General features: G+C 33.9%; 28 protein-coding genes and 1 pseudogene. 19 read left to right on the forward strand and 10 right to left on the reverse strand.

The features are described from left to right. Positions 1 to 7: 7 nt before the first annotated feature. From Q0893_RS05680 to Q0893_RS05705, 6 genes are read right to left on the reverse strand one after another with little or no spacing between them, the layout of a single operon-like run. Entirely contained in the window at positions 8 to 1,402 is a 1,395-nt protein-coding gene (locus Q0893_RS05680; protein WP_298900539.1) for a mannosyltransferase, read from the reverse strand. Further along, on the reverse strand, positions 1,402 to 2,892 hold the full coding sequence (locus tag Q0893_RS05685; RefSeq protein ID WP_299273211.1) for a cellulose synthase family protein: 1,491 nt from the start codon (positions 2,890 to 2,892) through the stop codon (positions 1,402 to 1,404). Before Q0893_RS05685 ends, Q0893_RS05680 begins: the two co-directional genes overlap by 1 nt. Then, complete coding sequence (locus Q0893_RS05690) at positions 2,889 to 3,587, reverse strand: glycosyltransferase family 2 protein (RefSeq protein ID WP_298900537.1); 699 nt, start codon at positions 3,585 to 3,587, stop codon at positions 2,889 to 2,891. Before Q0893_RS05690 ends, Q0893_RS05685 begins: the two co-directional genes overlap by 4 nt. Further along, the gene (locus Q0893_RS05695) at positions 3,584 to 4,132 is read right to left on the reverse strand and encodes a hypothetical protein (RefSeq protein ID WP_298900536.1); all 549 of its coding nucleotides are present in this window, start codon (positions 4,130 to 4,132) and stop codon (positions 3,584 to 3,586) included. The genes Q0893_RS05690 and Q0893_RS05695 overlap by 4 nt, the downstream gene beginning before the upstream one ends. 10 nt (positions 4,133 to 4,142) lie before the next feature. Then, a complete protein-coding gene (locus Q0893_RS05700) occupies positions 4,143 to 5,741 on the reverse strand; it encodes a 4Fe-4S dicluster domain-containing protein (protein WP_299273215.1) in 1,599 nt (532 codons plus the stop codon). A 2-nt stretch (positions 5,742 to 5,743) separates the two neighbouring features. Further along, on the reverse strand, positions 5,744 to 7,042 hold the full coding sequence (locus Q0893_RS05705; protein ID WP_299273218.1) for an FAD/NAD(P)-binding oxidoreductase: 1,299 nt from the start codon (positions 7,040 to 7,042) through the stop codon (positions 5,744 to 5,746). 205 nt (positions 7,043 to 7,247) lie between these two features. Here Q0893_RS05705 and Q0893_RS05710 point away from each other — a divergent pair, with 205 nt between their 5' ends. From Q0893_RS05710 to Q0893_RS05790, 17 genes and pseudogenes are all read left to right on the forward strand, one after another. After that, positions 7,248 to 7,955: a DUF547 domain-containing protein gene (locus Q0893_RS05710; protein ID WP_299273221.1), complete on the forward strand. Its 708-nt coding sequence runs from the start codon at positions 7,248 to 7,250 to the stop codon at positions 7,953 to 7,955. A gap of 31 nt (positions 7,956 to 7,986) precedes the next feature. Further along, positions 7,987 to 8,856 carry a hypothetical protein gene (locus Q0893_RS05715; RefSeq protein ID WP_298900530.1) on the forward strand — a complete coding sequence of 290 codons (870 nt, stop codon included), beginning with the start codon at positions 7,987 to 7,989 and terminating at the stop codon, positions 8,854 to 8,856. A gap of 36 nt (positions 8,857 to 8,892) precedes the next feature. Next, positions 8,893 to 9,891 carry a glycoside hydrolase gene (locus tag Q0893_RS05720; RefSeq protein ID WP_299273224.1) on the forward strand — a complete coding sequence of 333 codons (999 nt, stop codon included), beginning with the start codon at positions 8,893 to 8,895 and terminating at the stop codon, positions 9,889 to 9,891. Positions 9,892 to 9,953: 62 nt separating this feature from the next. Further along, complete coding sequence (locus Q0893_RS05725; protein WP_299273227.1) at positions 9,954 to 11,219, forward strand: POTRA domain-containing protein; 1,266 nt, start codon at positions 9,954 to 9,956, stop codon at positions 11,217 to 11,219. A gap of 39 nt (positions 11,220 to 11,258) precedes the next feature. Next, positions 11,259 to 11,951, forward strand: coding sequence for an NUDIX domain-containing protein (locus Q0893_RS05730; protein ID WP_299273229.1), 693 nt, complete (start codon positions 11,259 to 11,261; stop codon positions 11,949 to 11,951). A 63-nt stretch (positions 11,952 to 12,014) separates the two neighbouring features. After that, positions 12,015 to 12,851, forward strand: a complete 837-nt coding sequence (gene prs / locus Q0893_RS05735) for a ribose-phosphate diphosphokinase (RefSeq protein WP_299273232.1) — start codon at positions 12,015 to 12,017, stop codon at positions 12,849 to 12,851. Continuing rightward, positions 12,851 to 13,270, forward strand: a complete 420-nt coding sequence (locus Q0893_RS05740) for a hypothetical protein (protein WP_298900524.1) — start codon at positions 12,851 to 12,853, stop codon at positions 13,268 to 13,270. Before prs ends, Q0893_RS05740 begins: the two co-directional genes overlap by 1 nt. A 50-nt stretch (positions 13,271 to 13,320) precedes the next feature. Beyond that, positions 13,321 to 13,737, forward strand: coding sequence for an ADP-ribosylation/crystallin J1 (locus tag Q0893_RS05745; RefSeq protein ID WP_298900523.1), 417 nt, complete (start codon positions 13,321 to 13,323; stop codon positions 13,735 to 13,737). Between the two features lie 3 nt (positions 13,738 to 13,740). Next, positions 13,741 to 14,253 carry an O-acetyl-ADP-ribose deacetylase gene (locus tag Q0893_RS05750; protein ID WP_299273237.1) on the forward strand — a complete coding sequence of 171 codons (513 nt, stop codon included), beginning with the start codon at positions 13,741 to 13,743 and terminating at the stop codon, positions 14,251 to 14,253. Then, complete coding sequence (locus Q0893_RS05755; RefSeq protein ID WP_299273242.1) at positions 14,250 to 14,885, forward strand: DUF4291 domain-containing protein; 636 nt, start codon at positions 14,250 to 14,252, stop codon at positions 14,883 to 14,885. The genes Q0893_RS05750 and Q0893_RS05755 overlap by 4 nt, the downstream gene beginning before the upstream one ends. Further along, on the forward strand, positions 14,882 to 15,844 hold the full coding sequence (locus Q0893_RS05760) for an ADP-ribosylglycohydrolase family protein (RefSeq protein ID WP_299273246.1): 963 nt from the start codon (positions 14,882 to 14,884) through the stop codon (positions 15,842 to 15,844). Before Q0893_RS05755 ends, Q0893_RS05760 begins: the two co-directional genes overlap by 4 nt. Next, positions 15,841 to 16,707, forward strand: coding sequence for an MBL fold metallo-hydrolase (locus Q0893_RS05765; protein WP_299273249.1), 867 nt, complete (start codon positions 15,841 to 15,843; stop codon positions 16,705 to 16,707). The genes Q0893_RS05760 and Q0893_RS05765 overlap by 4 nt, the downstream gene beginning before the upstream one ends. After that, positions 16,707 to 17,243: pseudogene (locus Q0893_RS05770) on the forward strand (RNA 2'-phosphotransferase); the annotation flags it as partial. The gene Q0893_RS05765 and the pseudogene Q0893_RS05770, both read left to right, overlap by 1 nt. A gap of 212 nt (positions 17,244 to 17,455) precedes the next feature. Continuing rightward, the gene (locus Q0893_RS05775; RefSeq protein WP_299273252.1) at positions 17,456 to 18,010 is read left to right on the forward strand and encodes a 2OG-Fe(II) oxygenase; all 555 of its coding nucleotides are present in this window, start codon (positions 17,456 to 17,458) and stop codon (positions 18,008 to 18,010) included. After that, positions 18,007 to 18,837: a Sir2 family NAD-dependent protein deacetylase gene (locus Q0893_RS05780; protein WP_299273255.1), complete on the forward strand. Its 831-nt coding sequence runs from the start codon at positions 18,007 to 18,009 to the stop codon at positions 18,835 to 18,837. The genes Q0893_RS05775 and Q0893_RS05780 overlap by 4 nt, the downstream gene beginning before the upstream one ends. Then, a complete protein-coding gene (locus Q0893_RS05785) occupies positions 18,824 to 19,606 on the forward strand; it encodes a metallophosphoesterase family protein (RefSeq protein WP_298900516.1) in 783 nt (260 codons plus the stop codon). The genes Q0893_RS05780 and Q0893_RS05785 overlap by 14 nt, the downstream gene beginning before the upstream one ends. Before the next feature lie 131 nt (positions 19,607 to 19,737). Further along, the gene (locus tag Q0893_RS05790) at positions 19,738 to 21,189 is read left to right on the forward strand and encodes a nicotinate phosphoribosyltransferase (RefSeq protein WP_299273259.1); all 1,452 of its coding nucleotides are present in this window, start codon (positions 19,738 to 19,740) and stop codon (positions 21,187 to 21,189) included. Here the strand turns inward: Q0893_RS05790 and Q0893_RS05795 are convergent. The 4 genes from Q0893_RS05795 to Q0893_RS05810 are packed head-to-tail and all read right to left on the reverse strand — an operon-like array spanning position 21,186 to position 24,870. Beyond that, the gene (locus tag Q0893_RS05795; protein ID WP_299273262.1) at positions 21,186 to 21,881 is read right to left on the reverse strand and encodes a TIGR04283 family arsenosugar biosynthesis glycosyltransferase; all 696 of its coding nucleotides are present in this window, start codon (positions 21,879 to 21,881) and stop codon (positions 21,186 to 21,188) included. The genes Q0893_RS05790 and Q0893_RS05795 overlap by 4 nt on opposite strands. Then, positions 21,874 to 22,815, reverse strand: coding sequence for a DUF547 domain-containing protein (locus Q0893_RS05800; protein WP_299273265.1), 942 nt, complete (start codon positions 22,813 to 22,815; stop codon positions 21,874 to 21,876). Before Q0893_RS05800 ends, Q0893_RS05795 begins: the two co-directional genes overlap by 8 nt. A 42-nt stretch (positions 22,816 to 22,857) precedes the next feature. Continuing rightward, entirely contained in the window at positions 22,858 to 23,745 is an 888-nt protein-coding gene (locus Q0893_RS05805; protein ID WP_298901511.1) for a sterol desaturase family protein, read from the reverse strand. A gap of 9 nt (positions 23,746 to 23,754) precedes the next feature. Beyond that, a complete protein-coding gene (locus Q0893_RS05810; protein WP_299273268.1) occupies positions 23,755 to 24,870 on the reverse strand; it encodes an inorganic phosphate transporter in 1,116 nt (371 codons plus the stop codon). Positions 24,871 to 25,010: 140 nt separating this feature from the next. Between Q0893_RS05810 and Q0893_RS05815 the strand changes: the two genes are divergently transcribed. After that, positions 25,011 to 25,541: an RNA polymerase sigma factor gene (locus Q0893_RS05815; protein WP_299273271.1), complete on the forward strand. Its 531-nt coding sequence runs from the start codon at positions 25,011 to 25,013 to the stop codon at positions 25,539 to 25,541. A gap of 2 nt (positions 25,542 to 25,543) precedes the next feature. Further along, positions 25,544 to 26,335, forward strand: a complete 792-nt coding sequence (locus Q0893_RS05820) for a HEAT repeat domain-containing protein (protein ID WP_298900507.1) — start codon at positions 25,544 to 25,546, stop codon at positions 26,333 to 26,335. The last annotated feature ends 17 nt before the right edge of the window (positions 26,336 to 26,352 follow it).

Raw genomic sequence — 26,352 nt, forward strand, 5'->3', positions numbered from 1 at the left:
TATCGATCTATGATGAGGCCAACTCTTTTGGGTTGGCTTTTTTTATGAAAACTTCCCAAATAAAAACACCATATACAATGACATACTCTAGCGTGATGATCCATAAATTTTCAGACTTATCGGCTTTATTAAGATTGATGTAGGCGAGATAACTTAATATAACTATAAAACTCCATACCACTGGGAATTTGTAGTTTGTGAATAAACCTAAAACTAATAATGTGGCTATATACCAAGGATGTACAGTTGTGCTTAAAAATAAGTAAAATGCAAAGGCAAAAAGCATGTGCTTAATAAGTGTTTTAGTGTCCATTGTTTTTTTATAAAACGCCAAAATCATTACAAACGAAAACACTAAAATTGGCAGTATTTTACCTATAACTGCAATTTCATTATAACCTCTAAACCAATAGCCTATTGTTCTGGCGAGATAATATATGCTTGCATTAAATTCGAATTTTTGAAACCAAAGACCTACTGTTTGGGCGTAGTTGTTTACAAATTCTAGAGAGAAAAAGGGTACAAATAATAGCATTGTAACACCCGCAATTATAGTATAAAACAATAGCAACTTTTTAAAATTAAAAATGGGCGTTGTTGTCGAATCGTTGGAAGATGTTTTATTAAACCACATAAAAAACAAGGGTAAAAACAATAAAGGAATCAATTTAACCGAAATAGATAGAGCAAATACAACTGCAGCCCATTTCCAGCGGTTTTTATGAAGTAAATATAAACCCCAAACGAGGAAGAATATCATAACGCCTTCAAAATGTAAATTACCTGTTAGTTCTATAATAATAAACGGGTTAAGTATATACCAAAAAATATTTTTTACTGGGATGTTTAATCTATCGAGCAAACGCTTTCCAAAGAATAATGTTCCAAAATCGGCCGCAATAATCAAAAGCCGCAAAACGAGTGCCGAACCTAAAACACTATGACCCGAAAAGAGGGCAGCAATTGTAAAGCATAGTTGATTAATTGGTGGATAATTGGTGTAGTGGCTTCCATTGAGTTCTCCCATACCAGCATACAAGGTTTCTGCTTGAGCAACGGGTAGGTCAATTCCTGTTTGAATATACGACTCTGGCGTTGTTAAGTACGGATTGAAACCTTCTAAAATCATACGGCCATCCCAAATAAATCTGTAAAAATCTTGAGACAAATTTGGAATCGCCAGAATAAAAACGGCACGACTTAAAAAAGCTAACCACGTTAAGAACTTTAACTGGTTTTTTGAGTATTTCAGAAGTAGAATAAAAGCCAGCCATAGCAAGCAATATAACACTATAAGTTTTGTATAGTTTGTTCTAACGAGATCGTATGCAAATAATAGATAAAGACATAAGCTAACAAAAGCAAGCACTAATGGAATCTTATACGCCTTCCAGAATTGCATTACACTTTAGACGTTAGAGATTTAAAAAAGACATAACCAAACCCAACAAATAACATAAGGTGAAAAGGAAATAATCCAAAATCACCACCTTGATCACCAACTACAAATGCGTAGTATAAACCAAATCCAAAGTAGAGCATAAGAAGGCCTTCTACTACGACATTTAGTGATAGCTTTTTACGCAAATATTTATTGCCCTTCCAAGAATCTTTAATGGTACTAATATTAAATTTAGGTGTTCTTACAAATTCACTTCTTTTACCCATATGGCCTTCTAGAACAGCAATAGAATTGTGAAGAGAGAAGCCCATTGCTATTGAAAAAAATGTAAAGAACATACCAATATAACCAAAGAATCTTTTAAACCCGCTACCATAAATTTGTTTGTACATAAACCAATAACAAATAAAGAAGATTACGGTACTCATCACGAAGAAACTCATGAAATAAAAATAGAACCTCAGGTGTGCATATTCGTTTTTAATGTATAGCATTGGAATACTTAACACAGCAACTATAAATACATTTAAAAACATGGTACTGTTTAATAAATGAAGTAAGCCATGCACTTTGGTTTTTGTAGATATATTTTTAGACTTTATTACACGCCAGAGCATCTTTCTAAAATTCTCAGCACCACCTTTATTCCAGCGAAATTGCTGAGAACGGGCAGCACTAATAACCACAGGTAACTCTGCAGGTGTTTCAACATCTTCAAGATATTTAAATTTCCAGTTTTTTAGTTGGGCTCTATAGCTTAAATCTAAATCTTCAGTTAAGGTGTCACCTTCCCAATTTCCAGCATCGATAATACATGCTTTACGCCATACACCAGCAGTTCCATTAAAATTTATAAAATGACCTTTACTGTTTCGTCCCACTTGTTCTAAGGTGAAATGTGCATCTAAAGCAAAAGCCTGAATTTTGGTAAGAATAGAATAGTCTCTATTAATATGTCCCCATCGTGTCTGAACGACACCAATCTCTGGTTCCTTAAAATAAGGAATTGTACGTTTTAACCAGTTTTTCTTTGGAAGGAAATCGGCATCAAAAATGGCAATAAATTCGCCTTTAGCAATTTCTAAACCCTCTTTAAGAGCTCCTGCCTTGAATCCTGTTCTATCGGTTCTAGTAATATGCTTAATATCTAAACCTGTAGTCTTTAATTTCTCAATTTGGGCTCGTGTAGATTTAACAGTTTCATCTGTAGAATCATCAAGTACTTGTATTTCTAGTTTATCTTTTGGATAATCAATAAGTGCAATATTGTCTAGAAGACGTTCCATAACATACATCTCATTATAAACGGGCAATTGTATGGTTACCAAAGGGACTTCATTAGGATTTGACAAATCAAAAGTCTCACAATCCGTATCTACTTTCTTTGATGATAAATAATTAAAGAGCAAATTAAGTTGTGCCAAGGCATACATGAAAATTAGTATGATAGCAATGGTATAAATGACAATTATAGTCGTTTCAAGAATCATTTTTTAAAACTGTATTTAAAAATCCAACCAAGAATTTTAACGCCTGCAAATATAGCACCTTTTACCGTACCTGAAACTTTTGAGACACCTATTCTATTTCTGTAATTTACAGGGATTTCTGTATAACTTAATTTTTTACGTAATGCCTTTAGTTGCATCTCAACTGTCCATCCGTAAGTTTTGTCTTCCATATTGAGTTCTAGGAGCTTACTATATTTAATGGCTCTAAAAGGACCTAGATCTGAAAATTTAGCTCTAAACAATAGCATCATAAGCGTTGTAGCTAACCAATTTCCAAAGATTTGAGGTAATGTCATTGATCCTTTTTCTCGTAATTTTTTTACACGAGCTCCAATAACAAAATCGATATTGTTATCTATAATAGGTGCAACTATTTTGGTTAACTCTTCAGGATAATCGCTGTAATCGCCATCTAAAAACACCACAATATCAGGTTGATTAGAGGTCTTGAGTTGAGCGATATAATCCATTCCTTTTAAACAGGCGTAGCCATAACCTCTTTTGTCCTCGCTAAGTACTGTTGCTCCAGCATTTTTCGCATTAATTTCAGTGTCATCGTTAGAGTTATTGCTTACCACAATTACCTCACTTACAATGTCTGGAACATCCTGTATAACATGTGCAATAGAATCTGCCTCATTATATGCAGGAATAATCACTTTGATATTGGTCATTGAAGATCTTTTAATCTGTTTTCTTTTCTAAATGAGCGATAATCTGTCCATTCCTTGATTTTTTTTCCCGCGGAAAATTTAACGGCAGAGATTAACTTCTCGTTTTTATACATGAGGCAATATCCGTTTTTTATATTATTTTCTAACTGACATTTATGATTTATTTTTTCATTAGAATCATAAAACAACCACCATTTGTTTTTCTTTCCATTAACATAATGACCTTCGCTTTTAATGGTTCCGTTAAATCGGTATTCTTTCCAATATTTAATTCTTTGACCTTTACCATAATGGCCTTCATCTTTTAACTTTCCATTGGTATGGTAAAATTTCCAATATTTAATTTTTTTATTATTGGCATAATGACCTTCACTTTCTAATCGACCATTGTTATGGTAGAATTTCCAGAAATCCACTTTTTGATTGTTATTAACCCATCCTTCAGAAGCTAAAGTTCCATTGTCAAAATAATTTTTCTGATAGTCTCTTTGGGCATAACAACTAAGGCTAAAAAAAACGAGAAATAAGATGGTTATGTGTTTCATGTGCTTAGAATTATTTTTGATTAACCAAATCCATAAGGTCAACATCATTTCCTAATAATACCTCAGTCGGATTAATTCTCCCTTTCATACTATCATTCTCTAATTTTAATACACCTCTTGGGCAAACAGCAGAACAAATCCCACATCCAACGCAACTTGAGCGTACAATATTCTCTCCTTTTTGAGCATAATGTCTTACATCTATTCCCATTTCACAACTGTTAGAACAATTTCCGCAAGAAATACATTGCCCACCATTAGTTGTAATTCGAAATTTAGAAAATAAACGTTGTTGGAATCCAAGAATTGCAGCCATTGGGCATCCAAAACGACACCAAGAACGACTTCCTAAAATTGGATAAAAACCTGTTCCAATAACTCCTGAAAAAATAGAACCAATATAAATACCATAAGCCGATCTTAAATTTCCTGCTTTTACATAAAATACGTTTTCATTAGTACCTGTTAGATGCATAGTGATTAATATAGCTATTACAGCAAATAAACCTATGGCACCATATTTCGCATCTTTGCCTAATTCTTGTCTTTTAAAAAGCATAACTCCTGCAAATACAACAGTCAAAAAGCCAATAATCAAAGCAATGAAAACACCTCTTGTTAACCAAAAGTCATTACTATCATAGCCTAAATAGGTGTAAACCATAGCTGTTGTCATGACTACAGAAAACACCAAAACAAGATGAATTAGCCAACGTTCCAATTTCCAAGCAGACATTTTTTTAGAGGATAATTGTCTAAATGAATCTCCTGCAGTTTCTGCCAGTCCACCACATCCACAAACCCAAGAGCAATACCAACGTTTTCCAAATTTATAAGTTAAAATAGGGGTGATAACAAATATGGAAATAATCCCAAATAAGATTAAGGCTAAACCAATACTTCCGTTTGATAAGAAGCCATTTACAGACCATTCGTCAAAAATATAATAGTTAAGCGGCCATACACTCTTTAAATCGTAGTATGGTAAGTCGTTATTCATAACATACATAAACTCCGGAATCAAAAAGGCAAAGCCTAATTGAAAGAACATCACAGAAACCGTACGTATTTGTTGATAGCGATTATGTCTGTATTTCAAGATAAATTTATAGCCAAATGCTAAAATAGCTACAGTATATAATGCTCCATATACAAACCATTGGCTTGCGTTTCTGCCGCTTAACAACTGACTTAATGGGTCAAATAAACTAACCAAGCCTGTGTTGTTTGCATGGTCCTTAGTTGCAGTATCTAAACCTAAATATTGTGGGTAAAAGTAAAGTACAATATAAAAGGTTGTTAGAATAACACCTACAATCCAGCCCCAAACACCTCGAGAAGAAATAGATTTAAACCAAACACCATCATTTTTAATACCTTCAAGTTTGGTTAAATAAGCATCTCTAGAATAGACTACTATTCCTATGGTTATTAAACCTAAAGCTAGTGTCAAGAACACGCCTTTATTAGGGAAATTTGTATTAAAAAGGGCCAATGCTAAAATAAATAGCCCAATGATGCCTATCGCTAATGCTACTTTTTGTTTTGTTGAAATATTAATGGCATCAGGTTTAGCTAATGACATACTATGATTTAATTTATTGCTCATGATTATGCGGTTTGTAGTTGGTTATTATAAGCCGATAGGACTTCGGTTTCATAATGGCTGTAAAATTCTGGGTCGAAATTGGCTTCAGAAAGATGGTTTATAACATAATCAACATCTCTATTTTCGGTAAGCCATGTGTCAAAAGTTTCATGTCGCATTCGTATTCCGAACGTGTTAATACCCACGAATTGGTTTGTAGAGATGTCGTATTCAATGGTAATGCACTTTGTGTCGTCGGCATGTCTCCAATGAAAATGAGCATGACCTTCTTTTGGTTTTGAGAACACCCAACCGTAAGTTTGATATTCAATATCTAAAAATTTAGCCGAATTAAACCAGTGTCCTGGTTTGTATTGAATGCGATTTCCACAAATGGTTTGTGCTAATGTTTCTCCCATCATACGTCCTGTGTACCAAACGGCTTCAATAGGTCTTCGGTTTCCTATAGCTTCATGTTGTTCAGCGCAATCGCCAATGGCATAAACATCAGGCACATTAGTTTCTAAGTATCGATTAACTTTTACACCTCTCCCAGTTTCAATGTTCGATGATTTTATAAAGTCAATATTTGGTGATACACCTGCTGTTAATCCTACAACATCACATGCAATTTCCTCTCCAGTTTCTTCAATAATAACAGACTTAACTTTGCCGTTACTATCACTTTTGATTTCTTTTAGATTAGTAGACAGTCTTAAATCTATATGATGGTTTTTAATATGTCTATTAATCATGGCGCTTTCTCCTTCTGGTAACACGCCATTCCAAAAACTTGATTCGCGTACTAAAAATGTAACAGGAATATTTCTAGAATTTAACATTTCAGCAAGTTCGATACCAATGAGACCTCCACCAACAATAACAGCTCTTTTGCATACTTTGTTGTTTGGTGCATAGGCTTCTAAGTTTTCTAAATCTTGTTTATGGTACATGCCCATAACACCATCTAGATCTTGTCCTGGCCATCCAAATTTATTTGGTTTACTTCCTGTTGCTATCACTAATTTGTCATAGGTAAGGAGGTCACCATCATCAAGAGCTAGTGTTTTTTTATCGGTGTCTATATGTTGCACAAAGGCTTTACGAAGGTCTATGCGATTCTTTTTCCAAAACCAATCTTCATAGGGTTGCGTATGCTCAAACTTCATATGACCCATATAAATATACATGAGGGCCGTACGCGAGAAAAAATAATCTGTTTCCCCAGAAACTATTGTGATTTTTTTGTCGGAAAATTTTCTAATATGCCTTGCTAAAGTAACACCAGAAATTCCATTTCCTATAATAACGATATGCTCCATAATTTTTTGGTTGTTATGACGATTCTGTCGTTACTAAAGATAAGAACTTAATCCTGCTTTCTAATTTATATCTGTTTTAAATTAAAGTGATCTTGTAAGGTTTTCTTCAAAAGTTAGACGCAGAAATTTTTTTAAAATCCTTGTAAGTAAAGGGTTTTTAAACGACTTAGCGATTGTAAAATTTTTAATTTAAGATAATCGAATCATGAAATATAAATTAGTTATTCTATCGTTTTTTGCGAGTTTAAACTTTGGTTTTTCTCAAAGTACTTCAGAATTTTTTAAAGCTGCAGATGCATTTTTCAAAACAAATGTTTCAAACGGAAAAGTGGCTTATTCTAAAATTAATAATAATAAAGAAGCCTTAAATACCTTGGCGACACTAGCCGAAACGGTTTCGGTATCAAAAAGTGATGCTAAAACCTATCAAGCCTTTTGGATTAATGCTTATAATATTTCGGTAATTAAAGGTATTATAGATAATTACCCGATAAAATCGCCATTAGATAAAAAGGGTTTCTTCGATAAAACCAAATATAAAATTGCAGGTGAAACTATTACACTTAATGACATCGAAAATAAAAAGCTAAGAGCTCAATTTGGTGATGCACGCTTTCACTTTGTTCTTGTATGTGGAGCTGTTGGTTGTCCGCCATTAATTAATAAAGCATACCTGCCAAATACATTAGAAGCGCAGTTGCAAAAACAGACCGAAATAGCACTTAACAATTCTAGCTTTATTAAGGTTAAAAAAAATAAAGTTGAACTTTCAGAAATTTTCAAATGGTATAAAGAGGATTTCGTTAAAAAAGGAACTGAAATAGACTATATAAACACTTTTAGAACCGATAAAATTGCACCTAAATCTAAGGTGTCATATTACACCTATAATTGGAATTTAAACAAACAATAAAAAGAAAAATAAACAACCAAAAAAAATTGAAATGAAAAAAATAATCACATTAATAGCCATTGTAAGTATTGCGTTTTCTGGATTTGCTCAAGACGATCAGGATGCCGAAAAAAGTGTAATTCAAGAATATACACCTTCAAAATTATTAAATAAAGGACAATGGGATATTAAATGGTTTAATAACCTTTATACACAAACCGAAAGTACATTTTCTAATGGAGAAGAACCTAGACAGACGTTCTTTACATCAACATTAGATGTTTTTACTGGTATTTCTGAGCAGAGTAACTTTAATGTTGGACTACTATTGGAATTTCGTTCTAATGTTATTAACGATAGAAGTGCTTTAGATGTATTCTCATTTGACGGTGAACGAGGTACTGCACGTTCTGGTTTTACATCGTTTGCACCAGCAATTAAGTTTAATCCAATAAAAAGTGTGAGCAATTTTACAATTCAAACTGCTTTCCATATTCCTTTGGTAGACAATGAAACTGAAGACAATGTGTTTTTAGATCAGAAAGGATTTATATTTCAAAATAGATTTTTCTATGATTACACATTTCCTGGAGATAAATGGCAAATATTTACAGAGTTAAACACCGAGTATAACTTTGGTAAAAAAGAAGATAGCTTTGCTAATAATAGTTTGAATTTAACACCAGGCGTGTTTTTGAGTTACTTCCCAAGTCAGAAATTCACAATTTTAGGATTAGTGCAGCATTCGCAACGAATTGATACAGGTAATGATTTTGAGCAAGATTTCACAGCTGTTGGAGGAGGTGCCAAATATCAATTAAGTAAAGTTTTAAACATCGAAACCTTATATACCAACTTTGTTCGAGGAAATAATACAGGTCTCGGACAAACATTTAACATAGGCTTAAGAGCATTATTCTAGTCTTTAGCATTAAATTAGGAGTCTAAATTAAATCTTATGACACTATTTAGACTTCTAATTTTACTATGTATTGTTACTTCATGTAGCGCTCAGCCCGAAAAAATTAACGGTTTGAGTTTTGTAGCTTCACCCATTCCCATAGACGAAACCCATACAAAACCTGTGGTTAATGTAGGTGCTAATTATGCAGCTATTATGCCTTTTGGTTTTATCCGAAATTTAGAACACCCAGAGATTGTTCATAACACAGATAGACAATGGTTTGGTGAAACAAGATCTGGAGCCAAACAGTATATAGAGCAACTTAGGAAGAAACACATCAAAATAATGATTAAACCCCAAATTTGGGTTTGGCGTGGTGAATTTACTGGCTATATTAAAATGTCTAATGAAGCCGATTGGAAAACACTTGAAGAATCGTATTCCAAGTTTATACTAGAATATGCCCATTTAGCAAATGAAACAAAGGCAGAAATCTTTTGTATAGGTACAGAACTGGAAAACTTTGTGAAAGAACGACCAAATTATTGGCATAATCTCATTAAAAAAATCAAAACCATTTATAAAGGAAAGTTAACCTATGCCGCAAATTGGGATGAGTTTAAACGTACACCATTTTGGGGAGAGCTCGATTATATAGGTGTAGATGCTTATTTTCCAGTAAGTGATAAGAAAACACCAACTATCGAAGATTGTAAAGCGGGTTGGCAAAAACATAAAACAACTATCAAATCACTTTCAGAAACACATGCTAAACCTATTTTGTTTACTGAATATGGCTATCGAAGTATGGACTTTACAGGAAAAGAACCATGGGAAAGTGATCATACCATAAAATCGTTAAACTTTGAAGGACAAACCAATGCGACTCAAGCATTGTTTGAAGAATTCTGGAGCGAAGAATGGTTTGCCGGAGGTTTTATTTGGAAATGGTTTCATAATTATGAAGAGAGTGGTGGAGAAAAAGACAACCAATTCACACCTCAAAATAAACCCGTTGAAACGGTATTGCAAACATTTTATAAAACCGAATAAAAACACAAAAATTTACGTAAGGAAATGTGATGTAACCGACCAAAGAGTCTAACAACTATCACATGAAAACAGTAATCACTTTACTACTATTATTCGCTTCTACCTTAGCCTTTACTCAAGAAGCTACAGTAGCCGATTTAAAAGTACAAGGACATAAAAAATTGAAGGCGTCTTTTGTCAAAAAAATCTCAAATATAAAAGCAGGTTCAAAACTGGATTCTTTGGCTATTGAAGCCGATATTAAACTATTGAAACGTCTGCCATCAATTGCACATGCTTACTATCAAGTTTTTCCCGCAGATGAAGAAAATACATATAACGTATTTTATAATATTGAAGAGAATTTTACAATTATCCCATCTGCAAATGTCTATACCACAAATGATGATGAATTCGCGTATCGCTTAGGTTTATATGAGTTTAATCTCTTTGGTCAGAATATGACGTTTGGCGGATTTTACCAAAAGGATATTTACGACTCATATGCCTTAAATTTTAGAGCACCTTATTTGTTTTCGAGACAATTTGGACTAGCTGTTAACTACCAAAATTTAACAACACAAGAACCCGTGTTTTTTGATAATACAACATCAGATTATAAATACAATAATGAGTCTATAGAGTTTTTAGCATTGTTTCAACTTGATTTTAATAACCGATTCGAGTTTGGATTAAACTATTTTACCGAAGATTATGAATATAAATCTGGTGCTACTAGTCCAAACGTGCCTCAAGAATTACGAGTGCATAAGTTGCTCTATAAACTAATTTATGAGTACAATAACTTAAACTACGATTATCAATACGTTGAAGGGTTTAGAAGCATTTTTAATTTTCAGTATGTTACTTCGAGAAATGAAGCACAGCTACCTGCCTTCTTAATAGGGTGGAATGATTTTCAATATTTTAAGCGCTTTGGTAATAAAGGAAATTGGGCGAGTAGATTGCGTTTAGGTTTAGCAACCAATAACGACACACCTTTTGCTCCTTTTTCAGTAGATAATAATTTAAATGTTAGAGGCGTTGGGAATACTATTGATAGAGGTACTGCTGCTATCGTACTGAATACAGAATATCGTCATACACTCTATGAAAAAGACTGGTTTTCATTACAAGGAAATGCATTTATTGATGCCGGAAGTTGGCGTAATCCAGGAGGAGACTTTGGTGATTTTAGCGATTCACAAAATATACGCGTCTATCCGGGACTTGGTGTAAGATTTATTCATAAGAAAATCTTCAATGCTATTTTTAGGATTGATTATGGATTTGGAGTGACCAGCGACGCAACTCAAGGATTGGTTTTCGGAATTGGACAGTATTTTTAGTTTTATCACTATATTTGTGTTTATAATACACAAAATATAATGGGGCTAAATCAAGATATCAAAGTTGCAGTAGATGCTGTAGTTTTTGGTTACGAATCTAAAGGAAATTTATCTGTTTTATTAATTAAGAGAGGTGTAGACCCTTACAAAAACTCATGGGCTTTACCCGGTGGATTAGTATTGGAAAACGAATCTTTAGAAGCAGCTGTAAAGCGAGAGCTCAAGGAAGAAACAGGTGTTAAGATTGACTATTTAGAGCAGTTATATACGTTCGGAAAACCAAAACGAGATCCTCGAAATAGGGTCGTATCTGTAAGTTACTTTGCATTGGTTAAGCCAAATCACTTTAAGATTAAAGCCGACACCGATGCCGATGAAGCACAATGGTTTCCAGTTAGCAAACTTCCTAAGCTAGCCTTTGATCATAAAACAATATTTAATACTGCCGAAAAACGCTTAAAAGGAAAACTACTCTATCAACCTATTGGTTTTGATTTACTAAATGCCGAATTCCCCTTTTCAGATTTAGAACATTTGTATGCTACTATCCTTGGACGTGATATTGATAGAAGGAATTTTAGAAAAAAAATTAAGAGCTTTGGTTTTGTAGAAGAAACCAATAAAATGCACCAAGAAGGAAGCGGCAGACCTGCCAAACTTTTTAAATTCAATAAGAAAAAATATGATGCCTTAGTGGATGATGGTTTCCACTTTGATATTAAGTTTGTGTAATTTTTACACAAAATATTTTGTCGATTCACTTATTCCTTTTACATTTGTGTAAAATTGACGCAAATGATTTTAAATTTAGATCCTTTATTTACTCCTTTAGGACAAAAAAATGCTATTGAGTTTGATAGTTTTACGTTTTCTGGTGGAGAACCTCATATTAAAATTCAATCAGATTTGACTGAAATTAATGAGGTATTCATAACCACACGTATTCAGTCGTTTAATGATCTCGGATTTCTACTCATTGCGGTTGATGCGCTAAGACGACTTGCAGTGAAAAACATTCATTTGTTTTTGCCCTATATGCCTGGAGCTCGCCAAGATCGTGTCATGATTCCTGGTGAATCATTATCAGTTAAGGTATATGCAGACTTAATTAATGGCTTAAACCTAGAATCTGTTACTGTGTTTGATCCGCATTCTGAAGTTACTCCGGCTTTACTTAATAATTGTAAAGTGCTTAGTAATCATGAGTTTATAAAGTATGTAATTAAGGACATTGATACCGAAGTTATTTTAGTTTCTCCAGATGGAGGAGCATTAAAGAAAATTTATAAGGTATCAGAGTTTTTGGGCGGTTTAACGGTTGTAGAGTGCTCTAAAAAGCGAAATGTGAAAAATGGAAAACTCGAAGGTTTTAAAGTCTATGAGGATGATTTAAAAGGGCAACCCTGTTTAATTGTTGATGATATTTGTGATGGCGGCGGGACATTTGTTGGCTTGGCAAAAGCACTAAAAAAAACAAATGCAGGTGATTTATACTTAGCTGTTAGTCATGGGATTTTTAATAAAGGTACTCAGTTACTAAACGAACACTTTACTAAAATATACAGCACAAATAGCTTTAAGGATTTGAATGAAGAAACCGTCGAGCAACTTAAATTAAAAACACTATTGTGATGGCTTTAATAGTTAACAAACCTTATAGTAGTGGGCCTTATTCGGTTGTCGATTTTATTGCAGGCGGACATATGTTTTATTACATCTATGAATTTGTGTTAACCATTTTAGATCGAAAATATCTAAAACTAGAACCTCATATTATTGAAAACCGTTGGATGGATGATTTTGATATTAATCGCCTCAAAGACATGAGATCTAATCTAGTGTCATATGCTATTAACGAAAGAGGATATATGATGTTTTCAATTGGTGATGAAAACTATATGGGACGACTTACGAATAACGATACTCTGGTGTTCAGCGTGCAGGGTAAACAAGGATTATTTAGTAGATGTTATAGCTTAAAGCCAGAACAGAAAGGCTCATTAGAAAGTAATTCATGGCGGCATCAAAATGGTAGGAAATTTACATTGTAAATAGGATCCTATTGCCATGAGGATTATCAAATTTATAATAGAAAATAAAAATGAAAACAAGAACATTATATAGACCTATTGGAGAAAAAGAATTAATTCTTATTTCTGACAGTAACTTTACTAGATTTCCACCTAGATTGGAGTGGCAACCTATATTTTATCCTGTTTTAAATGAGGCTTATGCTAGTGAAATTGCATCGCAATGGAATACTAAAGATGAGTTTGGCAATTACCTTGGTTTTGTCACAGCGTTTGATATTTCCGAAGCAGAGTTTTTAAAATATAAAGTGGAAAATGTAGGCGGTAAAATTCATAACGAATTATGGGTACCTGCTGAAGATTTGGAAACCTTTAATCAAGCAATTATTGGTTCCATAAAAATCACTAAAGTTTTTGTTGGATACCAATTTAAAAATTCAGAGCACCAAATTGTGAATGAATTTTTAGAAAAATTAAAAGAAGCATAACTAATGATAATTCAGGTTCAAAGAGGTGATATCACCAAAATAAAAGTTGATGCTATCGTCAATGCGGCAAATTCATCCTTGTTAGGAGGCGGTGGAGTAGATGGTGCCATTCATCGTATTGGCGGTTCAGAGATTTTGGATGAATGTCGAGATATAAGAAATCGACAAGGGAACTGTAAAACAGGTGAAGCAGTCATGACAACAGCAGGAAATTTACCCGCTCAAAAAGTGATACATACAGTTGGTCCTGTTTATAATGGAGGGAAACGTTTAGGGCAAGAAAAACAGGCTTTGGCAAATTGCTATAATAATAGTTTGAAACTCGCCGAAATGAACAACTTAAAATCAATTGCGTTTCCAAATATTAGTACAGGGATTTATAGATTCCCAAAAGATTTGGCCGCAAATATTGCTATTGAAACAGTATCAAACTTTAAAAGTGAGATTGTTGAAGAGGTAATTTTTGTATGCTTTGACGAAGAGAATTATAACATTTATAAAGCAAAATTAAAATGAAACTTAATATAAAACCATATATAGAACAACAAAAAGTATGGCCCAAAACAGGACATCATATTATGGCTCAGTATGATGAGTCTGAAATTATAGTATATCAATCTTATAGACCTGAAATTGGAAACTTTGCAAGCGACAATAACTATTTTGGAGGTGCTTTTAGCCTAAATAGAATGACATGGATTAAACCAAATTTTCTTTGGATGATGTATCGAAATGGATGGGCAACTAAAGAAGGACAGGAAACAGTTTTGGCAATTCATTTAAGGCGAGATGCTTTTGAGCGTTATCTCAACCAAGCCGTGTATTCTAGCTATCAATCAGATTTATATGAAACACGAGAACATTGGCAAGAAGAAGTGCAAAATTCATCAATTCGCTTGCAATGGGATCCAGATCACGATCCTTATGGCGCTAAGCTGGAGCGCAGAGCAATCCAAATAGGAATACGAGGAAATGAGGTAAAACAATACGCAAAAGATGATATTCTCGAAATAGAAGACATCACACCTTTTGTAAAGGAACAGTATAACCATCTTTTAAATAATCAACTTGATAAACTAATGGTTCCAGAGGAACACCCATTAATTTTAGACAGCGAGAGTTTAAAACAACAATTACGATTACAATGAAAACCAATACAATACATTCAGCATTATTTGGCTTAGCTGTTGGAGATGCACTAGGTGTCCCTGTCGAATTTAAAGACAGAGATTACTTAAAGCAATTTCCAGTAGTAGATATGATGGAGTATGGTTCGCATCACCAACCTAAAGGAACCTGGAGCGACGATAGCTCTTTGGCTTTTTGTCTGGCAGAGAGTTTATGTAAAAGATATGATATTAATGATATTGGTCAAAAATTTGTACAATGGGCTAAAGAAGAATTATGGACACCTCACGGACGCGTTTTTGATATTGGTATTTCTACTGATCGCGCCATCTATGCTATTGAAACAGGAACAAAACCAATACTTGCTGGTGGTTCGTCGGAAATGGATAATGGTAATGGGTCTCTTATGAGAATTTTACCCTTACTATATTACATTAAAGACCTTAATATTGAAAAGCGATTCGATATTATTAAAGATGTGTCATCTATCACACATGCTCATATAAGAGCGGTTTTGGCTTGTTTTATTTATCTTGAATATGCGCGTCATATTTTGAATGGAAGTGATAAATGGAACGCCTATGCAGAAATGCAAAAGAGCGTTACTCACTTTCTAAATACAAATGCGATTTGTTCTCAAATAGAAATGGACAAGTTTCACAAAATTCTTGAACTTCAAATAGGAAAGTATGAACCTCAAGTTTTGCATAAATTGGAGGAAAGTGAAATCAGTTCTAGTGGGTATGTCTTGGATAGTTTAGAAGCCAGTTTATGGTGTATTTTAACGTCAAATTCGTATAAAGAAACGGTTTTAAAAGCGGTTAATCTGGGAAGGGATACAGATACAACTGGAGCCATAGCAGGTGGACTAGCAGGCTTAATATATGGTTATGAAGCCATACCAGAAAAATGGTTAAACGTTATATCACGAAAAGAAGATATTATTCGACTTTGTGATAGATTATATAAAACATTATGAGATTAACAATACATGGCTATTCTACAGCATTATTTGCAACTTGGTACTTCATTGAAGAACTCGGGTTACTACTTGATGCTGGAGATGGACTCACATCTAATTTACTCGGTAAAACAGGAAAGATTAAACATGTTTTTATCTCTCATGCCGACCGAGATCATTTGGGAGGGTTATTGCAATACAATCAGTTATTTTCGCATAGAAGGCCTCATATCTATTATCCAAAAGATGCCAATTCGTTTAGGTTTCTAGAAGACTTTACAGGACGTTTTGATCCACATACTTCCGGAACGATTTGGACACCACTTGAGGATGAGCAAATGATTGATATTAAAACGAATTATAGGGTTCAAGGGTTTGAAAATAAACACATTGATGTGTCAGGGCAACTCAAAAGTTTGTCTTATAAAGTCATAGAAACCAAAAACAAACTGAAACCAGAATTCGCTAAGCTGTCTTCTCACGATATTGTGGCTTTGAAGAAAGAAAAAGGAGATGGTTACATCAATGAACAGTTGCAAAAAAATGTGTTAATCTATTCGGCAGATACGCCCGTTTTTGACTATTCGAAATTTGATAACTGCGACGTTTTAATTCATGAAGCCACGTTTTTGAAAAAGGATGAACTAGAAAAAGGAAACGATAGAAACAAGCATAGTTCTTTAGAAGACGTGATGGAAATGGTCGCTAATATTTCAGTAGGACAATTAATTTTAGGGCATTTTTCGTCGCGATATGATAGCTCTGAAATAGATAAGAGTATTAAGAAACTCATTGCACATTACAACATTAAGATACCTGTGTTTAGAATACCAATTGGTGAAGTGTCGCGCGATATCTTAAACGGAAATCCATTAAACTAATGAACGACAAAGAGAAAAAACATATGAGTAAATTTTTGAGTTTGGTATTAAGACACAAACCAAAGTACATCAATTTAGAGTTGGATGAAAATGGATGGGCCGAAGTAGATGAATTGATTGAAAAAGCAAAGAGCAGACATATGCATTTTTCTTTCGATGAGCTTATTGAAGTTGTGACAACAAACGATAAACAACGATTTTCGTTTAATCAAAACAACACTAAAATAAGAGCCAATCAAGGGCATACTGTAAAAACAGTCGATTTAAAATTTGAACCAAAACAGCCACCTGAGTTTTTATATCATGGCACTGTTGATAAATTTTTGGAGTCCATAAAAACATCAGGTTTAGATAAAAGACGTCGTCAACACGTGCATTTAAGTGAAGAAAGAGAAACAGCAATCAAAGTGGGAAGTCGAAGAGGTGTACCAATAATTTTAAGCATAAGAGCTTTAGAAATGCATAGAAAAGGTTATGAGTTTTACTGCTCAGAAAATAAGGTGTGGTTAACAGATCATGTACCTACTGAGTTTATAGAATACAATTTAAGTAGCTGCCCTAATTGTAAAGATAGTATTGAATATTCACCTATTTCAGATGTTTTCATGAAAGTTAAATTTAAGGACAAATCGGAAAAAAAGGTTTATAAAAAAAGATGTGAAAACTGTGGAACTAATTTGGTTATGAATAAATATACTAGGAATCATTTAGCGTATTCTAACTATAGTAATTGGGAATTAGATTAAAAATGAAAAAAATAGAATTAGACCCGCAAATCTTTTTAGTTGACGATTTTCTGTCAGCAAAAGAATGCTCAGATTTTATCGAAAAGTCTGAATTGCAGACCTTTGAAGAAGCCAAAATTAACATGGGCGGCAATCAGGTGATGATGAAAGGTGTTCGTAATAATGATAGGTTATTGTTCTTTGATGACAATTTAGCCCAAGAATTATGGTCAAAATTAAAACCTTTTGTGCCTAGTTCTTTTGGTGCAAGTAAAGCTATTGGGCTTAATGAAATGTTCAGGATTTATAGATATGAACCTGGACAACGTTTTAAAATGCATCGCGATGGAAGTTATGAGCGCAATGAAACCGAGTTTAGTATTCTATCTTTTTTAATTTATTTGAATGACGATTTTGAAGGAGGAGAAACTGAGTTTAGGAAAATTACAACAGTGAAACCAAAAACAGGAATGGCTTTGGTGTTTCATCATCCTGTACGACACGAAGGAAAAGAAATAATATCTGGGACAAAGTATGTGCTAAGGACTGATGTTATGTATAAATTAGAGAAATTATGAGAGCTATAACAAACATAATAAATGAAGGGTTAACAAGAGCACGCAGAAATAACATCACGTTTTTAACTGGGGCAGGTGTGTCTTCGGCAAGTGGCATACCTACATATAGAGGCGCTGACGGCATTTGGGTAAAGGGAACAAAGTTTTATAAACCAGAATCTTTTGGTACGTTCAAACATTTTTCAAACAATGCAGATGAGGTTTGGCAGTATACTTTTTTTAGAAAAAAAATGTTTGCAGAAGCTAAACCGAATGAGGCACATTTTAGTTTGGTGTCTATAGAGAAGGAACTCAAAGAGCGGTTTCATTTGATTACGCAGAATATAGATAATTTGCATCAAAGGGCTGGGTCAAAAAACATGTATGAAATTCATGGTAACCTCAGAGAAATGCGATGTTCTGATGAATGTTCTAAAGAGGTATATGATATTCCTCGTGAAATTCCGTTAAAAGACCATGAAGAAGATTTAACCTATGATGAAAAAGCCCTATTGGTTTGCCCTAGATGTGGAGAGGTGACAAGACCAAATATTTTGTGGTTTGATGAGTATTATAATGAACGAAATTTTAAAGTAGATACCACCTTAAGAATTGCAAAGAATACGAGTCTTTTAATGATATTAGGAAGCTCAGGAGCAACAAATCTTCCCAATGCTTTAGTGAGACAAACCTTGCAATATGGAGGATCTGTTATTGATGTGAATTTGGAAGACAATGCTTTTACAGAGCACTTTAAAGATAAAAAACAATACTATTCATATAGAGGTTCGGTTGCAGAATTTTTGGACCTTTTTGAGAAACAAATAAAAATAAATGAAACAATATAGAACACTTGCCATAGGCGATATACACGGCGGATTAAAAGCCTTAAAACAACTTTTAGAACGCTTAGAATTAACGGCAGACGACAAACTAATTTTCTTAGGTGATTATGTTGACGGTTGGAGCGAATCTGCTCAAGTGATTAGCTACTTAATAGAATTGTCTAAAACCAACACATGCATATTCATTAAAGGAAATCATGATGCCTGGTGCGAGCAATGGCTGGCGTCAGGAATTGAAAATCAGGTATGGGTATTTCATGGCGGAAAGGAAACTATGGAGAGTTATGAAGGGTTTTCTGATGAAGAAAAGCAAGAGCACCTTAACTTTTTTGAACGTATGGAATACTATCATATTGATTCTCATAACCGCTTGTTTGTGCATGCTGGTTTTACATCAATGCATGGTGTAGAGCAAGAAGTACATCCTGAGAATTTGTATTTTGATCGTACACTTTGGGAAACGGCATTAACGATGGATAAAACTATTTCGAGAGATTCAGAATTGTTTCCAAAGCGCCTTAAACATTATCACGAAATTTATATTGGTCATACGCCAACCATTCGTTTTGGTAGTGACCAACCAATCCATGTTGTTAACCTTTGGAATGTTGATACAGGCGCTGCATTTGATGGAAAATTATCTGCATTAGATTTAGAAACCAAAGCAGTTTTCCAAAGTGATGTTGTGATGTCATTATATCCCAATGAAAGCGGGAGAAATGCGAGTCCGTATCGCATTATAAAAGACAAACGTTTAGATAGAAATAGTTAATAAGCGAATACGTGCTGTACTAGTGGGTAAATAGGTTATTTTTTAAATTTGCGTAAATATTACGCAAATTATTTGGCTGGCGATTTGTATAAATGTATATTTGTGTAATAATTACGCAAATTAATATCATTATGAATCCATTATTATATACAGACGGTTATAAAGTTGATCACAGAAGACAATATCCAGAAGGTACCACTTTGGTATATTCTAACTGGACACCGCGAAAAAGTCGTATTGAAGGTGTTAATGAAGTGACCTTTTTTGGACTTCAATACTTTATTAAGAAGTACATGATAGACGGCTTCAATACTAATTTTTTCAACCAGCCTAAAGAGGTTATTTGCAAACGCTATTCAAGACGCATCAACAATTACCTTGGTCCAAATCAAGTTGGTATTGCACATATTGAAGCGCTACACGATTTAGGTTACTTGCCAATGGTAATTAAAGCCCTTCCAGAGGGTGTACAGGTGCCTATTCGTGTTCCAATGGTGACTATGTACAACACAAAACCCGAGTTTTTCTGGCTGACTAATTATTTTGAAACCTTATTATCCACAACACTTTGGATGCCTTGTAATTCGGCTACCATTGCAAAACAATATAGAAACATACTAGACCACTATGCTCAAGAAACATCGTCTGTACCTGAGTTTGTGGATTGGCAAGGTCATGATTTTTCTATGCGTGGCATGGCTGGTCTAGAAGCTGCTGTTCTTTCTGCATCTGGACATTTATTGAGCTTTACTGGAACAGATACCATACCAACCATTGATTTTCTTGAAACGTATTATAATGCAAATTCAGATACTGAATTAATTGGAGGTTCTGTGGCTGCAACCGAACATTCAGTGATGTGTATGGGGACTAATTCTGGAGAAGAGGAAACCTTCAAACGTTTAATAACAGAAGTGTATCCAAATGGAATTGTGTCTATTGTATCTGATACCTGGGATTTATGGAAAGTCTTAACAGAGTACCTTCCAAATCTTAAAAACGAAGTGTTGCAAAGAGAAGGAAAAGTGGTGATTAGACCAGATTCTGGTGATCCTGTAGATATTATATGCGGAAATGAGAATGGCAAGACTTCCGAAGAGAAAAAAGGTGTTATAGAATTACTTTGGGATATTTTTGGAGGCACTATAAATGCTAAAGGCTATAAAGAACTCGATGCACATATTGGTGCTATTTATGGCGATAGTATCACCTTAGATAGAGCTACTCAAATTTGTGAAAGATTAAAACAAAAGGGGTTTGCATCTACAAATGTTGTTCTGGGTATTGGTTCATTTACTTATCAATACAATACGCGAGATACGTTCGGATTTGCAATGAAAGCAACCTACGGAGAAGTGAATGGAGAGGGTCGTGAGATCTATAAAGATCCTATTACAGATGATGGCACAAAGAAATCGGCTAAAGGTTTAATTAAAATTGAAAAACAAAATGGAAGCTACATTCTTAAAGATCAGGTATCTTGGAGTGATGAACAACTAGGTGAGTTGAGGGAAGTGTTTCGTGATGGATCACTGGTGATTGATGAAAATTTAAGCGATATTAGAAAACGAATGAAATCTTAGCAAATATGCTTTTTGTAGTAAGCAAATAAATCATCTGCTGAGGCACCAAACCACTTTTTGACATATATCGTCCAGAAGTGATATTGTAATTTCCAGATGCCATGTTTTCGATAGAGTCGTGCTGAGGTTTCTATTTTTTTATTGATAACTACAAATTCTTTACGCTCATACAGTTCATTAATGAGGATGTTATCTTCATAAATGATATAATTTTCATCATAACCACCAATTTCATTATACAATGCTCTTGTAATAAACTGGCTTTGATCTCCTCCACGACAGGCTCTCCATTTAAATTGAGTAAGCCAGCTGGCCAATCGTAACCACCAATGGTTACTATCAAATTTTAGTCTAAAACACCCAGCATTATTTCCATTATTAACTTCGTTAATAATAAATTGATCATAACGATTTGGAGGAAACGAATCTGCATGTAGAAAATACAAAATAGAACCTCTTGCGACCTTAGCGCCAGCATTCATTTGCCGCGCTCTACCTTTAGACGAAGACAGCAGTTTAATATTTAAATCTAAAGATGTAATAATGTCTTGCGAACCATCAGTACTTCCACCATCAACAACAATGATTTCTGAAATGTTCTGCAAAGAGGCATTGTCTATTAAATGAAAAAGGAGTTTTTTAATAGTGTCAGCTTCATTCAGAACAGGAATTATAATAGAGATATTATTCATTTAAATTCCAGTTATAGGCTTTATAACTTTTTTTAGCTTTATCTGAAATGGTCACTGTCGAATATTGGTTTAAGAAGTCAATTAACGTGCTACCATTACTTTTAAAATCACCTCCATACCATTTAAATATTCTTGAAAGTTTTATGGCATTTTCGCTAAGCTCGTTTTTAGAAGTATCGCTTAGAAATCCTCTTGTTAGCAAATCTAAATCGGCCTCCAAGTCTTTTTCGGTAAACGCTTTATTGTATAAACGCGGACAGGACACTGCAGCGCAAACTAGCGCAAAGTGAATTCTAGGTTCATCCATTTTACGAATAATTCTATGCTCAACATCATTTAACGTATACCATTTTTCTCCTATTCTAATAAAACGATGACTCCAAGGTCCTTTAATGTCTTTAATGCTCTTAATTGGGTAATTATCTAAGATGAGTTTTATGGTATAAGCGTTGTATACATTAATCCAATAGGCTAGGGTTTCGTCTTTACTCCAAAACTCTTGAGGAGGTAAATCTGAAAGCAAATTAAGATATCCATTAAATTTGGTTTTATCGGCTTGGAATCCTTTATAATCAACATTGCCTTGATTGGACACGTGCGCTTGTAGTAATTCATTCCAAACGGCATGATCAACTTTAGCTCTTATTCCATTAGCATCGTTAGTCATAGGATCTTCTAACACAACAGGAGTGGCTACAATGTTTTCATTAGCAGTTGTATCGGGGGTTTCGTCTATGGTATCTTCAGTGTTTTCTATAATCTCAATTTCAGTTTCAATTTCAGTTTCAGTTTCAGTTTCAATTTCAGTTTCTGTTGTAGGTTCAACCATGGCTGTCTCTTTTTTTGTAGTGTTAGAAGTGGCCGTTTTTGTAGAGCAACAACCATAAATGTTAATCACTATAGCTAATACTAATATATATTTTATGCTGTTCATATTAAAATTTTTAATTGACATAATAAACACTCGAGATTGTTGCTAATTTTTAGTTTTAAGTGGATATAATTCTTGTTGTAAAAAATCTTTAGGAAATTGCTCATCACCTTTAAAGCCAAGTTCTATATCACGTCCACTATGCGGAACATAATCCGTTTTAAAAATATAATCCCAAATACTTAAGGTTAGTCCGTAGTTAACGCCAAACCTAACATGTTTTGGAAGTTCTTTTGCGTGATGCCAAATATGCATCTTTGGATTGTTAAAAATATATTTGAAGATACCATAATCCCAACCGAGGTTAGCGTGATTGAGATGTCCAATGGCAATAGCAAAGAAATAGACAATAGCCACATCTTGAGCGCTATAATTTGCGATAATTGCTAAAGGAATATAGCGAATAGAATTATATACAACAGGTTCCATCCAATGGTAACGTAGGTGCGCCGCAAATCCCATTTCTTTGACACTATGATGGACTTTATGAAAATTCCAAAGCCAAGGAATACGATGTAGTAAGCGATGTGTATTCCATTGAACAAAGTCATTTACCAAAAAGAAAATAAGTAATCCTAACCACTTTGGTAAGTCATTAGAATCAAACAATTGAAAGTTTGAAAGTGAAAGACCAATGGCGCCCAGTATGTCATTAAAAAATTCGGCAGCGGTATTTGATAAGGCAATGAGAACAATTAAATTGAGAAGGAAAAAGTTGAAAAACATGTAAAAGGTGTCTAACCAAAAATCCTTTCTAAATATACCTTGTTGTTTTCGCCAAGGAAATGCAATTTCTAAAACCCAAACAAGCAGGGAAATAATAATTAGTCCATAAAAATAGTTATCCCAATTGTTTTGAAGAAGAATTTCATTTTTAAGGTAATTCCAATATCCTGAATAGGAATTTGATATAATATCAATGTACTTTTCGATAGGCCAAAATTATGTGAGTGTTTCTAACATTTTAAATAATAAACCACTAACAATTGCTGCCATTGGAAGGGTTAGCAACCAAGATAATAATATTTTACCAATCATTTTATAATCTGCTTTTTTAGTAATCGTTCCAATACCAAAAATAGAACCGACAGAAACATGCGTTGTAGATACAGGTAACCCATGTACACTAGCTGTTGTAACTAATAAACCTGTGACCATATTTGCTGTAAACCCTTGTCCTGAGTTCATAGGTGTGATTTTTTTACTCATTGTTATCCCAACTTTTTTAGAATTAATTAGTCCACCAACTGCCATTACAATAGCAATGATAATCATGCTCCATTTGATATCAATGGCATTGATAATTAATAATAAACCAACAATTTTTGGCGTGTCATTTAAACCTCTAGCAAAGCTTACAATACCAGCACTTAGATAATGCAAACTGTCCAATACCTTTTGCGAACTTAACCCTAGAATCTGTCCGTTATAGGTCTCTATTTTATTTTGAATGGTCGCTTCAATCGTCTTTTTTGTTTTTAAGGTTGCCACATTATCCATGTTGAACGAAGCTATAGAGGTTGTTTCTTTTTCATGAATATTCAAGCTGGTTTTTTTTGTAATACCAAGACGTTTTCTGAAATATCTAAAAATGAGGTAAGCGATTAAACTTATAATGGCTGCCATGAGCGGACTTACAATTAGAGGCATTAAAAATGTACCTCCAAGTTTTTCAAAGTTAAACTGTGAGCCAACAGCCATAACGCCTGCGCCAAATAAAGCGCCTACCAAGCTGTGCGTTGTTGAAATAGGCATGCCAATTTTTGTAGCAATAAATACAGTTAAAGCAGCACCAAAAGCAATTGAGATAGCAAAAATAGGCATAGTTATCAATTCATTAGGAACGAGTCCTTTTCCCGAAAAGTTCTTTACAAGTTCATTGGCTAAGAAAATAGCGGCAACCGAACCTGAAAAGGTAGTGATTGTAGCCCAATTTATAGCTTTTTTAAAATTGGTTGTTCCACTTCCAAAAAGTGTAGCCACACCTTTGAAATTATCATTGGCGCCATTACTATAGGCTAAAAAACATGCTGAAATAAATAATAAGATAAGTATCATAAGGCGAGATTTGTTGTGGTTTTGACGAATTTTAAAACAACTACTTACGTTGTTTTTTACATTTTATAGATTTTTTTTCATCCTTGATGTAACCTTTTTGTAATTTATAGGTCTTCATACCAAACAACCATCAAAATAGATTGAAAAAGTTAACTGACGAAGAATTAATGCTCGATGTTTCTAGGGGAAATTTAGATGCCATGGCTCATATTTTTGAACGCTATAATAAAAGGCTATATAATTTTTTCTATCAAATGATTAAGGATAAAGATGTTTGTGAAGATATGACGCAGACCGTATTTTATAAAGTTATGCGTTATCGAACTTCATATAAAGGAGGGCAATTTGTGTCCTGGATTTTTAAGATTGCAAGAAATGTATTTTCAGACCAATATCAAAAATCTAAAAAAACCTTAAACAATGAAAATCTAGAGCTTATAGCTCATAAAAATGGAGAAAGTAAGGAAGAGAGGAATGACGATGTTGCCCATTTACACAATGCTTTAAATACATTAAATAGTCAGGATAGAGAGCTTATTGTTTTAAATCGATTTCAAGGTATAAAATATGATAAGATCGCAGAGATTGTCGGAAGTAGTGAAGGCGCTGTAAAAGTGAAAGTTCACCGTATTATGAAAAAATTAAAAACCGTTTATTTAGAAACCATATAACCATGGATTGTAAAGATATTGAACAACAGATAGTAGATTATTTAGATGGACAATTGCCTGTCGAAACATCGCAAAAAATTAAGAGCCACATAACTACATGTGATGATTGCCAAGTTGTTTATAAAGAAACAAAGTCACTCTTCTTAGCTTTTAGCAAGGTTGAAGAAGAACAACCAAGTGATAATTTACGTCACGAATTTTACAAACTCTTAGAAGAAGAAAAACAGCTTCAGAATGACAAGGTAGTAGAGCTTTCAAAACCAGAGAAGGATTTTCCATGGAAACAAGCCTTTCAAATTGCTGCGTCTATTTTATTTATGATTGGAGGGTACTTGTTGGGAAGCCACAATAGTAAACAAATGGCCAGCCATGAAATATCGGCCTTGCAAAAACAAACAATCGAGTTAAGAGAAGATATGATGTTAGCGATGATTGAAAATCAATCACCAAGCAAACGTATCCAAGCTGTAAATTTTACTGAAAGTTTTGTAAAACCAGATACTAAAATATTAGAAGCCTTAATACAACGTATGGAATACGATGGAAATATGAATGTGCGATTGGCTGCAGCAGAAGCATTATCAGAATTTCCAGAATCGTCAATTGTAAAAGATGCGTTCATTGCGGCTCTAACAACCCAGAAAGACCCAAGTTTACAAATTGCAATTATTCAATTTTTGGTAAAAATTCAGGAGAAGCGCGCAATAGCTCCTATGCAACAATTATTAGAGCATTCGGATACGCCAGATTTTGTAAAAGAGCAAGTAAACAGTGGTATTTCTCAAATTATTTAAATGAATCAATTAAAAAA

The organism is uncultured Psychroserpens sp., from assembly GCF_947494225.1.
Taxonomy (GTDB): Bacteria; Bacteroidota; Bacteroidia; order Flavobacteriales; family Flavobacteriaceae; genus Psychroserpens.

Bases quoted from the DNA above. Each gene is read 5' to 3' on its own strand.
- Q0893_RS05680 (WP_298900539.1), bottom strand. From the start codon at position 1,402: ATGCAATTCTGGAAGGCGTATAAGATTCCATTAGTGCTTGCTTTTGTT.
- Q0893_RS05685 (WP_299273211.1), bottom strand. From the start codon at position 2,892: ATGATTCTTGAAACGACTATAATTGTCATTTATACCATTGCTATCATA.
- Q0893_RS05690 (WP_298900537.1), bottom strand. From the start codon at position 3,587: ATGACCAATATCAAAGTGATTATTCCTGCATATAATGAGGCAGATTCT.
- Q0893_RS05695 (WP_298900536.1), bottom strand. From the start codon at position 4,132: ATGAAACACATAACCATCTTATTTCTCGTTTTTTTTAGCCTTAGTTGT.
- Q0893_RS05700 (WP_299273215.1), bottom strand. From the start codon at position 5,741: ATGAGCAATAAATTAAATCATAGTATGTCATTAGCTAAACCTGATGCC.
- Q0893_RS05705 (WP_299273218.1), bottom strand. From the start codon at position 7,042: ATGGAGCATATCGTTATTATAGGAAATGGAATTTCTGGTGTTACTTTA.
- Q0893_RS05710 (WP_299273221.1), top strand. From the start codon at position 7,248: ATGAAATATAAATTAGTTATTCTATCGTTTTTTGCGAGTTTAAACTTT.
- Q0893_RS05715 (WP_298900530.1), top strand. From the start codon at position 7,987: ATGAAAAAAATAATCACATTAATAGCCATTGTAAGTATTGCGTTTTCT.
- Q0893_RS05720 (WP_299273224.1), top strand. From the start codon at position 8,893: ATGACACTATTTAGACTTCTAATTTTACTATGTATTGTTACTTCATGT.
- Q0893_RS05725 (WP_299273227.1), top strand. From the start codon at position 9,954: ATGAAAACAGTAATCACTTTACTACTATTATTCGCTTCTACCTTAGCC.
- Q0893_RS05730 (WP_299273229.1), top strand. From the start codon at position 11,259: ATGGGGCTAAATCAAGATATCAAAGTTGCAGTAGATGCTGTAGTTTTT.
- prs (WP_299273232.1), top strand. From the start codon at position 12,015: ATGATTTTAAATTTAGATCCTTTATTTACTCCTTTAGGACAAAAAAAT.
- Q0893_RS05740 (WP_298900524.1), top strand. From the start codon at position 12,851: ATGGCTTTAATAGTTAACAAACCTTATAGTAGTGGGCCTTATTCGGTT.
- Q0893_RS05745 (WP_298900523.1), top strand. From the start codon at position 13,321: ATGAAAACAAGAACATTATATAGACCTATTGGAGAAAAAGAATTAATT.
- Q0893_RS05750 (WP_299273237.1), top strand. From the start codon at position 13,741: ATGATAATTCAGGTTCAAAGAGGTGATATCACCAAAATAAAAGTTGAT.
- Q0893_RS05755 (WP_299273242.1), top strand. From the start codon at position 14,250: ATGAAACTTAATATAAAACCATATATAGAACAACAAAAAGTATGGCCC.
- Q0893_RS05760 (WP_299273246.1), top strand. From the start codon at position 14,882: ATGAAAACCAATACAATACATTCAGCATTATTTGGCTTAGCTGTTGGA.
- Q0893_RS05765 (WP_299273249.1), top strand. From the start codon at position 15,841: ATGAGATTAACAATACATGGCTATTCTACAGCATTATTTGCAACTTGG.
- Q0893_RS05775 (WP_299273252.1), top strand. From the start codon at position 17,456: ATGAAAAAAATAGAATTAGACCCGCAAATCTTTTTAGTTGACGATTTT.
- Q0893_RS05780 (WP_299273255.1), top strand. From the start codon at position 18,007: ATGAGAGCTATAACAAACATAATAAATGAAGGGTTAACAAGAGCACGC.
- Q0893_RS05785 (WP_298900516.1), top strand. From the start codon at position 18,824: ATGAAACAATATAGAACACTTGCCATAGGCGATATACACGGCGGATTA.
- Q0893_RS05790 (WP_299273259.1), top strand. From the start codon at position 19,738: ATGAATCCATTATTATATACAGACGGTTATAAAGTTGATCACAGAAGA.
- Q0893_RS05795 (WP_299273262.1), bottom strand. From the start codon at position 21,881: ATGAATAATATCTCTATTATAATTCCTGTTCTGAATGAAGCTGACACT.
- Q0893_RS05800 (WP_299273265.1), bottom strand. From the start codon at position 22,815: ATGAACAGCATAAAATATATATTAGTATTAGCTATAGTGATTAACATT.
- Q0893_RS05810 (WP_299273268.1), bottom strand. From the start codon at position 24,870: ATGATACTTATCTTATTATTTATTTCAGCATGTTTTTTAGCCTATAGT.
- Q0893_RS05820 (WP_298900507.1), top strand. From the start codon at position 25,544: ATGGATTGTAAAGATATTGAACAACAGATAGTAGATTATTTAGATGGA.